We start from the raw sequence: 11,947 nt of genomic DNA, 5'->3' as shown, positions 1-11,947 counted from the left end.
CCCCCCCCCCCCCCCCCCCCCCCCCCCCCCCCCGGCCCAATCACATGAACCGCATTCCGCGACCAAGCCACGAGGGGCTGCGCCGTTGGCTGGGAACTACGGCCACCAGCCACGCCCGAACCGGGCGAAATGATCGGCCGCCCGCTCGAACGGATTGCGCGCACTCACCCCGCCGCACAGCAGGTACACCGGCAGGTACAGCGGCCCCAGCACCATGTACTGGTACACGTGTGCGCGTTCGTGATCATCCAGCCGGATCAGCGGCTCCACGCCCCACCCGGCCTGGTGCGCATAGGTGCGGCAGGAGATGCCCAGGTCATGGCCGGTGTGCAGGATCACATTGCCCAGCGTGATCGCCCCACCCGGTCCCCACGGCCAGCGGTCGAACACCAGCGCACAGTCACGGCCGCTCCAGCGCACTGTTGCGCCGCTGAGCATGCCGGCCAGGCCGCCGATCACGCCGAGCAGGGAATTGGGTGACGTCCATGCCGCGCCCAGCATCTGCAGCGCACGCAGCCAGAGCGGCCATGGTCGAGCGGCGGTGTTCAATCCGCCTCGTTCGGCATCAGCAGCCACAGGATCAGGTAGACCAGGATGCCGGGGAAGGCCGCCGAACCGATCGAGACCAGCACGAACACGATCCGCACCAGCGTGGGGTTCCAGCCGAAGCGGTGGGCGATGCCGCCCATCACGCCGGCAATCATGCGGTCGTTCAATGAACGCGACAGCGTGCGCGGCGTGGTGTTCATGGCGGTTCTCCTGGCTACGGGAAAAAGCGGTCGAGCATGGTTCGACTCTACACCGCCCCCATGTCTACGGCGTGCGGTGACGCAGCGCCTGCAGGCGCGCACCAAACCAGGCGGCTGCGGTCTGTTCAGGCTGTCCCGGACACTGGATGCGATAGGGTTTGCCACTCATGCTGCTCTGGCTGGCGGCGCGCTCGATGAACTGCTCGGCGCTGTCCACCATGTCCTTCTTCAGCAGGTAGTCGTACTTGCGCTGCAGATGCGCGCGCGCATCACTGCCGTCGTACCAGCTGCCATTGCGCTGGAAGCGGCACTGGGAGCCGTCCAGGCTGGCGATCAGCTGGGCGATCTCGCGCTGCGCATCCGCACTGGGCGCGGCCTGGGCAAGTGGCGCTGCCAGCAGTGCCGCAAGAATCAACAAAGTCCGGTACATCATCACCCCCAAGTCAGTCGAGCATGGCTCGACTCTACAGGTCGCGCGCCTTCAGCCAGCCATCGATCGTGGCCGGCACTTCGCGCTGCGCGCGGCCGGACACGTAGATACCAATATGGCCACCGCGGAAACTGGACTCGGTGTAGTCGTCCGTGCCCAAACGCCCGCGCATCGCGCGCGAGGCATCCGGCGGCACAAGATGGTCCTGCTCGGCGTAGATGTTCAGCACCGGCAGGGTCACCTGCGACAGATCCACCGCCTCCTCGCCGATCCGCACCGTGCCGTTCATCAACCCGTTGCCCTGGTAGAACTGCTTGATGAAGTCGCGGAACGCCTCGCCCGCCAGATCCGGCGAATCAAAGATCCACTTCTCCATGCGCAGGAAATCCTCCAGCGCCGCCTTGTCATCAAGGATGTCGAGCAGGCCCACGTACTTCTGCACGTTCAGGCGGAACGGCTTGAGCATCAGGTAACTGGCATTCATCAGGTCAGCCGGGATGTTGCCCAGCGTGTCAACCAGCAGGTCGACGTCCACCTGCCGCGCCCAGTGCGAGAGCATGTTGTCGGCAGTCTGGAAATCGACAGGGGTGACCATGGTGATCAGCTTGCCCAGCTTCTGCCGGCGCAACGCGGCGTAGCACAGCGCGAACACGCCGCCCTGGCAGATGCCCAGCAGGTCGACCGGGCCGCCGCTGCGCGCGCGCAGCGCATCGACCGCGCCATCGATGTAGCGCAGCAGATAGTCCTCCAGGGTCTGGAAGCGCTCCGAGCGATCCGGGTAACCCCAGTCCAGCACGTAGACGTCCTGCCCCAGCGCCAGCAGCTTCTGCACCAGTGAGCGATCGGCCTGCAGGTCGACCATGTACGGCCGGTTGACCAGCGCGTAGACGATCAGCAACGGCGTGCGCCGGGTCGGTGCCTGTTCGCCGACGAAGCGGTACAGCACCACCTTGCCGTCGCGCCAGACTTCCTCGCGGGCGGTGACGCCATAGTCCACGTCTTCCACCTGCGGCAGCAGCTTCAGCCCTTCCATCAGCTTGCGCTGCATGGCCAGGGTTTCCTGCATCAGGTCATCGGCGTTGAAGCCCAGCGGTCCTTTCATCGGTCACGCGTCCGCGTGGAAGTACGGGGCGCTGCCTTTGGTGCAGCCCTTTTCGCAGGCGCCTTTTTCGCAACCGCCTTCTTTACCGGCGCGGCCTTCTTCGCGGCCTTGCGCGCGACCGGCTTCACCTTCGCCGGCGCCGGCTGTGCCACCGGATCGACGTTACCCGTACCGGCCATGGCCACCACCTGTGCCTGCAGGCGACGCAGGCTGCGCTCCAACTCGGCGATGCGGCGGTGCGCGGCATCCATCTCGCTGCGGGTCGGCAGGCCGATACGTTCACTCATCTGTTCCACCTCGCGCTGCAAGCCGGCGCGCAAGCGCATCTGTGCGTTGCCCAGCGCGGCATAGACCTGCTGGAACGGCTCGGACATGGCGACCTTGGCGTAGGCCTCCTCGGCCACTTCGATCCACAGGTCGAACATCGCGCGGGCGCTGGTCAACTGGCTACCGGGCTGCTCGTGCTCGGCGAGGCGCTGCTCGAACAGCGCGAAGGCCTCGTCCAGCGCCTGCTTGATCTGATCGACATAGGCGCGCGAATGCTGCTGGTACTCCTCCTGCGCCCGCAGCAGTGCCTGCCAGCGCGCCTGGTGCTCGCGGCCGGGGCCGAACGCCGGGCTCTGCAGCCACGGGCCGGCCTGCAGCTGGAACTGCTGCAGCCATGCAGCGAATTCGGGCACGGCCGCGCCGGCCTGGGTGCTGCCACGAGCGCCTTGCAGCATCCACTGCAGCATGCCGTCGCCCTGCCCCTGCACCGCCTCGCGCCAGGCCTGGGCCACATCGGCACTGCTGGCGTCGCGGCCGGCGAAACGCGCAGCGACCTCCTGCATGGTGCCGTACCAGCTACCCGCCTGTTCGCGGAAACGGCGCACCGCATCTTCCGGCGCGCCCTGCCCCTGTTCGGGCAGCAGTTGACCCCACCAATCGAACAGCCGCTTCCAGCTGCCGGGGTCGTCGCCAGCCGGCGCACCGGGCGTGGTCGCATGGCGCAGGGCATCGCCCCAGGCGCCGAAATACTGCCGGGCCAGTGTCTCGAAATCGCTGCTGCCGGCATCATGGGCCGAACTGGTCATCGCAGGCCTCCGCAGGGCTGGCTCATGGCTTGGGGATTCGCAGGGTCTTGCTGATCATCAGCGACCCGGACAGGGCGAACAACAGCACCATCGGATGCAGCTGCCACGGACCGATCTGCCACTGGCCGAACCAGATGTCCCGACCGATGGCGCCGGTGCCGGCAGCGATCGCCAGCACGATCACCAGCACCAGGCTGGTCGGGATTGGGGTGCCTTCGAAATACGTGACCTTGCCCTCGTCGCCGGCCAGTGCCTCGGCGGTGACGTTGTAGCGCGCCAGGCGGCTGACACCGCAGCAGACGAAGTAGCTCAGCACCAGCCAGTCCCAGCCGCCCTGCATGCCGCAGGCATACGCCAGCGCCGCCGGGGCCACGCCGAAGGAGATCACGTCTGACAGCGAATCCAGCTCGCGGCCCAGGGTGGAACTGGACTTGCGCCAGCGCGCGATGCGCCCGTCGAGGGCGTCGAAGATGAAGGCCAGCGGGATCAGTGCCATGCCGAACAGCAGGTAGCCACGCTCGCCGTCCTGCAGGAAGCGCATCGCGGCAAACACCGCACCGGTGCCGCAGAACGCATTGGCCAGGGTGAACCAGTCGGCCAGCTGGAATTCGCGCAGCATCGAGAAGTGACGTTTCATGGAGTCTCACGGAGCATCAAGGCCCACAGGTTACCGCGAGCGCCACCGCCGGCGACAGCGCCGACGGGACTGATTCTTCACCGCTCCCTCACCCACCCTCACCTGCGGTGAATTTTTCGCCACCCATCTTGACAGCCTAGGGGGGTGGCGCCTGTCGCGGCTTATCCACAAAGTTGCCCACGCGTAATCCACACCCCCTGTGGACAACCAGATCTCACCGACTGCGACGGTGGACATTTCCTCATCACCCTGGAGCGGGGTTTCCCTACTTCCCAAGCCACAAGGTCGGCGCTATGGTCACCGGCGGACCCGCCGCCGCCACGTCCGAAACTCTGCAACGGACGATGATGATGCTGGATGCTCCCACCCTGGCCGCACAGCTGCGACAGCCCCATGGCGAGGCCGCACTGGCGGTCGCCGACTCCATGAACCGCAGCAACGGCGCACTCAACCTGGCCGCGATCGGGCTGCTGGCCGTTGGCGCTGGCGAACGGATCCTGGAAGTCGGCCCGGGCAATGCGGCCTTCGCACCGCTGATGCTGCAGGCCGCCGGCAGCCACTATCTGGGCATCGAGCTGTCCACCGCCATGGTCGAGGCCGGCAACCAGCGGCTGGCAAGCGCCGGGTTGGCCGAGCGTGCGGCCATGCGACATGGCGACGCCCATGCGCTGCCGGTCGCCGATGCCGCGATGGATGCCGCGCTGGCGGTCAACACCCTGTACTTCTGGCCGAACCTGGCCCCGGTGCTGGACGAGCTGGCGCGGGTACTGCGCCGGGGTGGCCGCCTGTGCCTGGCCTTTGGTGATGCCAGCTTCATGCGCAGCCTGCCATTTGCCGCCGACTTCCAGCTGCATGAGCTGGACGCGGTGGAGCTTGCCCTGCGTGTGTCGGGCTTCCGCGTATCGGCCTGGCGCAGCCACCGGGAATCCACGGCCGGCAATGACGGCCAGACCCGCGAAAAGCACTTCCACCTGCTGCTGGCACATCGGCGCTGAAGTGGTAGAGCCGGCCGCTGGCCGGCTGCACCGGCCATTGCGGATTGCCGGCCAGCGGCCGGCACTACCCGGCCTGCACGCGGCGGCGCCAATGCGCGAAACAGAACACCTGCATCACCAGCATGGCCAGCAGCCCCAGCGGCCACGCCCACCACAGCCCGGCCAGACCGTGCCTGGATTGCAGCCACATCGCCAGCGGCAGCTCCAGCAGCAGTACCGCCGCCATGCCCAGCAGCGCTGGCAGCAATACCGTGCCACTGCCGCGCATCACTCCGACCAGTACCGCACTGCCTCCCATCGCCAGCACGCCCCACACCACCGTGCACAACTGCTGCGTGGCCAGTTCGCGCGCCTCTGCGGCCGCCAGGATCAGCCCGGTCAGCCAGGGCGCCAGCGCCACAACCAGCACCACCACCCCGCTCAATATCGCCAGTCCAAGCAGCACACCAGTGCGTGCGATGGCCGGCAGTCGTGCCCCACGCCCCGCACCCATCGCATGCGCCGCGAGGATGGTGGCGGTAATACCCAGCGACATCGCCGGCAGCTGCACCCAGCTCATCAACTGGTTGACCGCACCGTAGGCGGCCGTGGCGGTATATCCGTGGCGATTGATCCAGCCCAGCAACACGATTTCGGCAATGGCCAGGCTGAGCATCTGCAGCGAAGACGGTACGCCGATGCGCAGCATCGAACGGATGAGCGCTCCATCGAAGCGGATGGCTTGCAGCAACTCATGCCCCGGTGCCAGCGGGTGCCCCATCCGCTGCCACCGCCACATCAGCCAGGCCAGGGCCAGCAGCGAGGCGAGCGCCGCCGAGACTGCCGCACTGGCCGAGCCCAGCCGTGGCAGGCCGGCCCAGCCCAGGATCAGCAGCGGCGTGCACAGCAGGCCAACCACCGTGGCCAGCAGCAGCGCATGCAGCGGTGTCTTCGGGTCGCCCACCGCACGGCTCACCGCGGTGGCCAGCCACAGCAGGAAGAACGCCGGTGCCGCCAGCAGAAGAACACGGGCGTAGACGATGGATTCGCCGAGGATCTGCGCTGGCGTGCCCAGTGCCGCCAGCAGCTGTGGCGCGAAACCGCCGCCCACCGCCATCACCAGCACTGACAACAGCAGAATCAGTGCCACCGCACTGCCGGCCACCGCGCGAGCCTGTTGCGGCCGGCCCGCGCCCCAGGCCTGGCCTATCAGCACCATCGCGCCGGTCGCCAAGCCCATTACCAGGGCCAGCAGCAGGAAGAAGACAGGGAAGAACGCCGCGGCGGCGGCCACCGCCTGCGTACCCAGCAGATGGCCGAGGTAGATGTTGTCCAGCGTGCCTGCGGCCAACTGCAATGCGTTGGTCAGCAGCATCGGCAGCAGCAGAGTCAGATAGGTGCGCCAGAGGGGTGGCGCGACCGGGGGGATGGGATGTGCGGGGGTGTCCATGGGGTTCTCTGGGCAAGGCGCTGCCCTGCCCGGCGTTCCCGCCAGCAAAGCAAGCACAGGGGAGCGGGCGGTAGCCCGCGATCAGGTGGCGCCGCCGCTCAACGACGGCTCGATGGCTCAGCTGTCGGCGTGGCCCGAAGAATCATCGAAAGCCAGGCGCAGGGCGTGATCGCGCACATCCTCTGGCCAGCTGCGCAGCGCCATTTCCAGGCCCGCCCGGTCGTGCGCGAACAGGACACGGATCGCTTCCTCGAAACCCGGCAGGTCACCGGCGATGGTCTGCAGGAAGTGATAGGCACGCTCGCTGTGGCGGCGCTGCCGGTCCTTGTCCGCACCGGCACGGCTAGCCGCCTCCACCAGCCTGCGCAGAACCACGGAGGCTCCACCCGGCTGTTCTGCCAGCCATGCCCAGTGGCGCGGCAGCAACGTCACTTCGCGGGCGACCACGCCCAGCTTGGGGCGGCCGCGGCCGCGCGGGGCAACAGGTGCGTCTTCGCGAGCGATTCCGGCGTCCGCTTCCACGGCCGATGGAAACGCCTCCGCCACCCATGCCAGCAGTTCTGCGTCGCTGCCGCGCGTATCGAAATCACGGGTGCGGCCGGTAGCGTTGTCGAACACGAGCAGCGGACCGGCAGCGTTGCCGACGCGCAGCTGTTTCAGCGCCAGCGCAGCCACTTCCGGGGTACCGGAAGCGACCAGGCGATGGCCGTCGAAGCAACTGAAGGGAGGGAGTCGGGACGCAGGCATGGCACTGACATCAGAGGCGATGCGCAATATTGCCCGGGTAATTTAATCCCGTCAATATTGCCCGGGTATTAATCGACCAGAAGGGCGTGCCAACCAAGGTTGGCACCCACCCGAATAGTAGGCACCCACCAGATCCCCGGAGTCACAGCCGGCTGTAGGACCAGCTCACCATGCGGCCATCCTTGTACGGCATCACGCCGTGGAACGGGCGCGGATCGGCGTCGAACACCAGCGGCAGGAAGTTGCGGTCGCCCTCCCACATCGGCAGCGTGTCCAGCTTGTCCAGGTCCACCCACTCCAGCGTGCCTTCGTGGTTGCCACCATGTGGAGTGCCCTCGAATCCATCGATGACGAACACGAAGCCCAGCCAGTCTTCGCCGTGCTTGCCGAAACCCGGCCAGCTGATGGTGCCGCGCAGGCGCATGCTGGTGCAGTCGATGCCGGCTTCCTCGGCGATTTCGCGGCGCATGCCTGCCGCGACGTCTTCGGTCGGTTCGATCTTGCCGCCCAGCCCGTTGTACTTGCCCAGGTGGTGGTCACCGGGCCGGGTGTTGCGGTGGATCATCAGCACCTGGCGACGATCGGGCGACAGCACGTAGCCCAGGGTGGCGACGATCGGGGTATACGGCATGGGGCAGCATCCAGCGGCAGGTCAGCCGTGGATTATGGCCGATCAGCGCACCAGCGACAGGCGGCGCTCCGCAGCCGCACCGGCGCCATCGGGATCGCGGCGCAGGGTGGCCACACCGTGGCCGCGCTCGGCCAGATATTCCAGCCACTTGCCGAGGAAGGTATTCATCCGCATGCGGTGGCTGATCAGCTCCGCCGGCGGCGGGTACAGGCCCATGGTGTCCTGCCAGCGACGGCCCACGTAGCAGTGGGTGGTCTCGGCCTGGCGCGCGTCACGGTACAGGCGCACATAGGCTGACGGATCCGGCTCGCCGGTGACCGGGTCGGCCAGGTCGTAGGTCAGGCGCAGTTCCACCGTGTAGCGATGGCACTCGATCACGTCCAGGCGAACATCCAGGCCGTCGCCGATCGAGGAGATGTAGCTGCCCGCCACCAGTCCGGCCGGTTCGAACAGGCGCACCAGGTGGCGGTAGTTTTCCGCGTACAGGCCCATGAGCCAGCTCAACCGGCTCAGGCGGGGAATGCGTTCGGTGCGGGGCAAGGCTCGGGCCATGGGTCGATCCTACACGTTGGTGCTTCAACGTGGGGGCGGGATCACCCCGACCAAAGGGGCTCGGTATCGACCAACGGTCGATACCCACCGTGCAGGAGGGTCGATGCCCCCGCGCAGGAGGGTCATCGCCCCTGAGGTAGGCCACGACCGTTGGTCGTGGCGCACGGATCAATACAGCTCGCGCTGCAGCCCCAACGTGGCCAGCACCTTGCTGGAAATCTCCTCGATCGAGGTGTGGGTGGTGCTCAGGGTCGGAATCCGCTCCATCTGGAACATCACCTCGGCCGCGGCCACCTCCCGCTTGCAGGTGTCCAGGTTGGCGTAGCGCGAGTTCGGGCGGCGCTCCTGGCGGATCTGCTGCAGGCGGTCCGGGTCGATGGTCAGGCCGAACAGCTTGCGCCGGTAGGCACGCAGGCGCGGCGGCAGGCGGTCGCTTTCCAGATCCTCATCGGTCAGCGGGTAATTGGCCGCGCGCACCCCGTAATGCAGGGCCAGGTAGATGCAGGTGGGCGTTTTGCCGGCGCGCGAAACCGCTACCAGGATCACGTCGGCATCGTCGTAATTCACCGCGATGCCGTCGTCATGGGTCAGGGCGAAGTTCATCGCATTGATGCGGCGGTGGTAGGTGTCGAAGTCCACCATGCCGTGGGCCTGGCCAACCCGGGCAAGGCGCGGGCTGGCCAGTTCACGCTCCAGCGGCTCGATGAAAGGTGCGAACACGTCCAGCATCAGCGCCCCGCTGTCGGCCAGGATCAGGCTCAGGCTCTGGTCCACGCAGGAGTTCACCACGATCGGCCGGACCTGGTACCGCTCCCCCGCCGCCTGGATCCGAGCGCAGGCTTCACGCGCTTTTTCGGGGTCGTCGACAAACGACATGCGGTCGGTAATGAAGCTGAATCCGGAGAACTGGGTCAGCAGGCTATGCCCAATGGTTTCAGCGGTGATACCGGTTCCATCGGAAACGTAGAACACCGGACGGATGGTCGACATGCGCGCTTTTACCCCCTACGAAGCTTAAAAAGGCCGTCAGCACAAGCTTGTGCCGACGGTGCTCTGCCCGGCATCATATCGGCTTCTTCCTACGGACGCGGCCACTCAGCCCGCCTCGGGCGATGGCCAAACGGAGCATCGCGCTTGAACGAGAACATCCTGTGGTTGCACGAACTGCGTCTGGCCGATCTGGCCCGCGTAGGCGGCAAGAATTCGTCCCTGGGCGAGATGATCGGCAACTTGGCCGGTCTGGGCGTTTCGGTGCCGGGCGGTTATGCCACCACCGCTGAAGCCTTCAAGGACTTCATCGCGCACAACGAACTGTCCAAGCGCATCTTCGACAAGCTGGCCACGCTGGACGTCGAAGACGTCAACGCGCTGACCGCAGCGGGCAAGGAAATCCGCGGCTGGGTCATCGATGCTCCGCTGCAGCCGCAGTTGGACCAGGACATCCGCACTGCCTACGCAAAGCTGAGCGCCGAAAATGGTGGCGGCGACGTGGCCGTGGCCGTGCGTTCGTCGGCCACCGCCGAGGATCTGCCCGATGCCTCCTTCGCCGGCCAGCAGGAAACCTTCCTCAACGTCACCGGTGCCGACGATGTCGTGCACAAGGTCAAGGAAGTGTTCGCCTCGCTGTACAACGACCGCGCCATCGCCTACCGCGTGCACCACGGCTTCAAGCATGAGGACGTGTTCCTGTCCGCCGGCGTGCAGCTGATGGTGCGTTCGGGCGTCGGTTCCTCCGGCGTGCTGTTCACCCTGGACACCGAGTCCGGCTTCCGTGACGTGGTGTTCGTCACCTCGTCCTTCGGCCTGGGCGAAATGGTCGTGCAGGGCGCGGTCAACCCCGACGAGTACTACGTCTACAAGCCCACCCTGCAGGCCGGCAAGCCGGCGATCCTGCGCCGCTCGCTCGGCAGCAAAGCGATCCGCATGGTGTACTCGGATGTCCCGGGTGAGCGCGTCAGGATCGAAGATACCCCGGCCGAACTGCGCAACACCTTCTCGATCAGCGACGAGGACGTGCAGGAGCTGTCCAAGCAGGCGCTGGTCATCGAGAAGCACTACGGCCGCCCGATGGACATCGAGTGGGCCAAGGACGGTGTCAGCGGCAAGCTGTTCATCGTGCAGGCGCGCCCGGAAACGGTGAAGTCGCGCAGCCACGCCACCCAGATCGAGCGCTTCGCGCTGACCGAAAAGGGCGGCAACGTGCTGGCCGAAGGCCGTGCCGTCGGCGCCAAGATCGGCTCGGGTGTTGCCCGCGTGGTGAAGACGCTGGACGACATGAACCGCGTGCAGCCGGGCGACGTGCTGATCGCCGACATGACCGATCCCGATTGGGAGCCGGTGATGAAGCGCGCCTCGGCCATCGTCACCAACCGTGGCGGCCGTACCTGCCACGCCGCGATCATCGCGCGCGAGCTGGGCGTGCCGGCCGTGGTCGGTTCGGGCAACGCCACCAAGGTCATCGAAGATGGCCAGCTGGTCACCGTCAGCTGCGCGGAAGGCGATACCGGCTTCATCTACGAAGGCAAGCTCGGCTTCGAGCGCACCACCACTGATCTGGGCAACATGCCGCCGGCGCCGCTGAAGATCATGATGAACGTGGCCAACCCGGAACGTGCCTTCGACTTCGGCCAGCTGCCGAACGCCGGCATCGGCCTGGCCCGCCTGGAAATGATCATCGCCAGCCACATCGGCATCCACCCGAACGCGCTGCTGGAATACGACCGCCAGGACGCGGCGACCAGGAAGAAGATCGATGAGAAGATCGCCGGCTACGGTGATCCGGTCAGCTTCTACGTCGACCGACTGGCCGAAGGCATCGCCACCCTCACTGCTTCGGTCGCGCCGAATCCGGTGATCGTGCGCCTGTCGGATTTCAAGTCCAACGAGTACGCCAACCTGATCGGCGGCAGCAACTACGAGCCGCACGAAGAGAACCCGATGATCGGCTTCCGCGGCGCCAGCCGTTACGTCGACCCGAGCTTCTCGGCCGCCTTCGCGCTGGAGTGCAAGGCCGTGCTGCGCGTGCGCAACGAAATGGGCCTGGACAACCTGTGGGTCATGATTCCGTTCGTGCGCACCCTGGAAGAAGGCCGCAAGGTCGTCGAGGTGCTGGAACAGAATGGCCTGAAGCAGGGCGAGAACGGCCTGAAGATCATCATGATGTGCGAAGTGCCCTCCAACGCACTGCTCGCCGATGAGTTCCTGGAGATCTTCGACGGCTTCTCGATCGGCTCCAACGACCTGACCCAGCTGAGCCTGGGCCTGGACCGCGACTCGTCGATCGTCGCGCACCTGTTCGACGAGCGTAACCCGGCGGTGAAGAAGCTGCTGTCGATGGCGATCAAGGCAGCACGTGCCAAGGGCAAGTACGTTGGCATCTGCGGCCAGGGCCCGTCCGATCATCCGGATCTGGCCGAATGGCTGATGCAGGAAGGCATCGAGTCGGTGTCGCTGAACCCGGACACCGTGGTCGATACCTGGCTGCGCCTGGCCAAGCTGAAGGCCAACGGCTGATGCCATGATGGCCGCAGGCTGACGTCATGTTCATCGACGTCAGCTGATACTGCTGCTGCACGCAAGCCCCGCCTCTGCGGGGCTTGCTG

At 66.6% G+C, this 11,947-nt stretch carries 13 protein-coding genes; 2 read left to right on the top strand and 11 right to left on the bottom strand.

Annotated features, from left to right (window positions below):
* Nucleotides 1-96 precede the first annotated feature (96 nt).
* From R1H25_RS06650 to R1H25_RS06625, 6 genes are all read right to left on the bottom strand, one after another.
* Nucleotides 97-549: a hypothetical protein gene (locus R1H25_RS06650; protein WP_317223104.1), complete on the bottom strand. Its 453-nt coding sequence runs from the start codon at nt 547-549 to the stop codon at nt 97-99.
* The gene (locus tag R1H25_RS06645; RefSeq protein WP_010484929.1) at nt 546-749 is read right to left on the bottom strand and encodes a PspC domain-containing protein; all 204 of its coding nucleotides are present in this window, start codon (nt 747-749) and stop codon (nt 546-548) included. The genes R1H25_RS06650 and R1H25_RS06645 overlap by 4 nt, the downstream gene beginning before the upstream one ends.
* A gap of 64 nt (nt 750-813) precedes the next feature.
* Nucleotides 814-1,182: a YfeK family protein gene (locus R1H25_RS06640; protein ID WP_317223103.1), complete on the bottom strand. Its 369-nt coding sequence runs from the start codon at nt 1,180-1,182 to the stop codon at nt 814-816.
* A gap of 31 nt (nt 1,183-1,213) precedes the next feature.
* Nucleotides 1,214-2,281 (bottom strand): class III poly(R)-hydroxyalkanoic acid synthase subunit PhaC, encoded by a 1,068-nt coding sequence (gene phaC / locus R1H25_RS06635; RefSeq protein WP_313123666.1) that lies wholly within the window; start codon nt 2,279-2,281, stop codon nt 1,214-1,216.
* Complete coding sequence (phaE, locus tag R1H25_RS06630) at nt 2,278-3,354, bottom strand: class III poly(R)-hydroxyalkanoic acid synthase subunit PhaE (protein WP_317223102.1); 1,077 nt, start codon at nt 3,352-3,354, stop codon at nt 2,278-2,280. The genes phaC and phaE overlap by 4 nt, the downstream gene beginning before the upstream one ends.
* A 22-nt stretch (nt 3,355-3,376) precedes the next feature.
* A complete protein-coding gene (locus tag R1H25_RS06625) occupies nt 3,377-3,991 on the bottom strand; it encodes a phosphatidylcholine/phosphatidylserine synthase (RefSeq protein ID WP_049444631.1) in 615 nt (204 codons plus the stop codon).
* A gap of 344 nt (nt 3,992-4,335) precedes the next feature.
* Between R1H25_RS06625 and R1H25_RS06620 the strand changes: the two genes are divergently transcribed.
* A complete protein-coding gene (locus R1H25_RS06620; protein ID WP_317223101.1) occupies nt 4,336-4,986 on the top strand; it encodes a class I SAM-dependent methyltransferase in 651 nt (216 codons plus the stop codon).
* A gap of 64 nt (nt 4,987-5,050) precedes the next feature.
* Here the strand turns inward: R1H25_RS06620 and R1H25_RS06615 are convergent, their stop codons facing one another.
* The 5 genes from R1H25_RS06615 to R1H25_RS06595 form a co-directional block, all read right to left on the bottom strand.
* Nucleotides 5,051-6,415 carry an MATE family efflux transporter gene (locus R1H25_RS06615; protein WP_317223100.1) on the bottom strand — a complete coding sequence of 455 codons (1,365 nt, stop codon included), beginning with the start codon at nt 6,413-6,415 and terminating at the stop codon, nt 5,051-5,053.
* A gap of 117 nt (nt 6,416-6,532) precedes the next feature.
* A complete protein-coding gene (locus R1H25_RS06610) occupies nt 6,533-7,162 on the bottom strand; it encodes a DUF2239 family protein (protein ID WP_317223099.1) in 630 nt (209 codons plus the stop codon).
* A 142-nt stretch (nt 7,163-7,304) separates the two neighbouring features.
* Entirely contained in the window at nt 7,305-7,793 is a 489-nt protein-coding gene (locus R1H25_RS06605; RefSeq protein ID WP_317223098.1) for an 8-oxo-dGTP diphosphatase, read from the bottom strand.
* 42 nt (nt 7,794-7,835) lie between these two features.
* Nucleotides 7,836-8,345: a DUF1249 domain-containing protein gene (locus tag R1H25_RS06600; protein ID WP_049444638.1), complete on the bottom strand. Its 510-nt coding sequence runs from the start codon at nt 8,343-8,345 to the stop codon at nt 7,836-7,838.
* Between the two features lie 168 nt (nt 8,346-8,513).
* Entirely contained in the window at nt 8,514-9,335 is an 822-nt protein-coding gene (locus R1H25_RS06595) for a pyruvate, water dikinase regulatory protein (RefSeq protein ID WP_049444639.1), read from the bottom strand.
* A 144-nt stretch (nt 9,336-9,479) separates the two neighbouring features.
* Here R1H25_RS06595 and ppsA point away from each other — a divergent pair, with 144 nt between their 5' ends.
* The gene (ppsA, locus tag R1H25_RS06590; RefSeq protein ID WP_317223097.1) at nt 9,480-11,858 is read left to right on the top strand and encodes a phosphoenolpyruvate synthase; all 2,379 of its coding nucleotides are present in this window, start codon (nt 9,480-9,482) and stop codon (nt 11,856-11,858) included.
* Nucleotides 11,859-11,947 lie beyond the last annotated feature (89 nt).

The sequence above is a fragment of the Stenotrophomonas veracruzanensis genome (genome assembly GCF_032911525.1).
GTDB classification, from domain to species: Bacteria; Pseudomonadota; Gammaproteobacteria; order Xanthomonadales; family Xanthomonadaceae; genus Stenotrophomonas; species Stenotrophomonas africana.
The sequence above is the reverse complement of the archived record's forward strand: the minus strand, read 5'-3'. Positions and strand labels throughout refer to the sequence as shown.

What these genes read in the sequence shown, in the direction of transcription:
- phaE (WP_317223102.1), bottom strand. Translation starts at nt 3,354, where the DNA reads ATGACCAGTTCGGCCCATGATGCCGGCAGCAGCGATTTCGAGACACTG.
- R1H25_RS06610 (WP_317223099.1), bottom strand. Translation starts at nt 7,162, where the DNA reads ATGCCTGCGTCCCGACTCCCTCCCTTCAGTTGCTTCGACGGCCATCGC.
- R1H25_RS06595 (WP_049444639.1), bottom strand. Translation starts at nt 9,335, where the DNA reads ATGTCGACCATCCGTCCGGTGTTCTACGTTTCCGATGGAACCGGTATC.
- R1H25_RS06615 (WP_317223100.1), bottom strand. Translation starts at nt 6,415, where the DNA reads ATGGACACCCCCGCACATCCCATCCCCCCGGTCGCGCCACCCCTCTGG.
- R1H25_RS06645 (WP_010484929.1), bottom strand. Translation starts at nt 749, where the DNA reads ATGAACACCACGCCGCGCACGCTGTCGCGTTCATTGAACGACCGCATG.
- R1H25_RS06600 (WP_049444638.1), bottom strand. Translation starts at nt 8,345, where the DNA reads ATGGCCCGAGCCTTGCCCCGCACCGAACGCATTCCCCGCCTGAGCCGG.
- R1H25_RS06605 (WP_317223098.1), bottom strand. Translation starts at nt 7,793, where the DNA reads ATGCCGTATACCCCGATCGTCGCCACCCTGGGCTACGTGCTGTCGCCC.
- R1H25_RS06625 (WP_049444631.1), bottom strand. Translation starts at nt 3,991, where the DNA reads ATGAAACGTCACTTCTCGATGCTGCGCGAATTCCAGCTGGCCGACTGG.
- phaC (WP_313123666.1), bottom strand. Translation starts at nt 2,281, where the DNA reads ATGAAAGGACCGCTGGGCTTCAACGCCGATGACCTGATGCAGGAAACC.
- R1H25_RS06620 (WP_317223101.1), top strand. Translation starts at nt 4,336, where the DNA reads ATGATGATGCTGGATGCTCCCACCCTGGCCGCACAGCTGCGACAGCCC.
- R1H25_RS06640 (WP_317223103.1), bottom strand. Translation starts at nt 1,182, where the DNA reads ATGATGTACCGGACTTTGTTGATTCTTGCGGCACTGCTGGCAGCGCCA.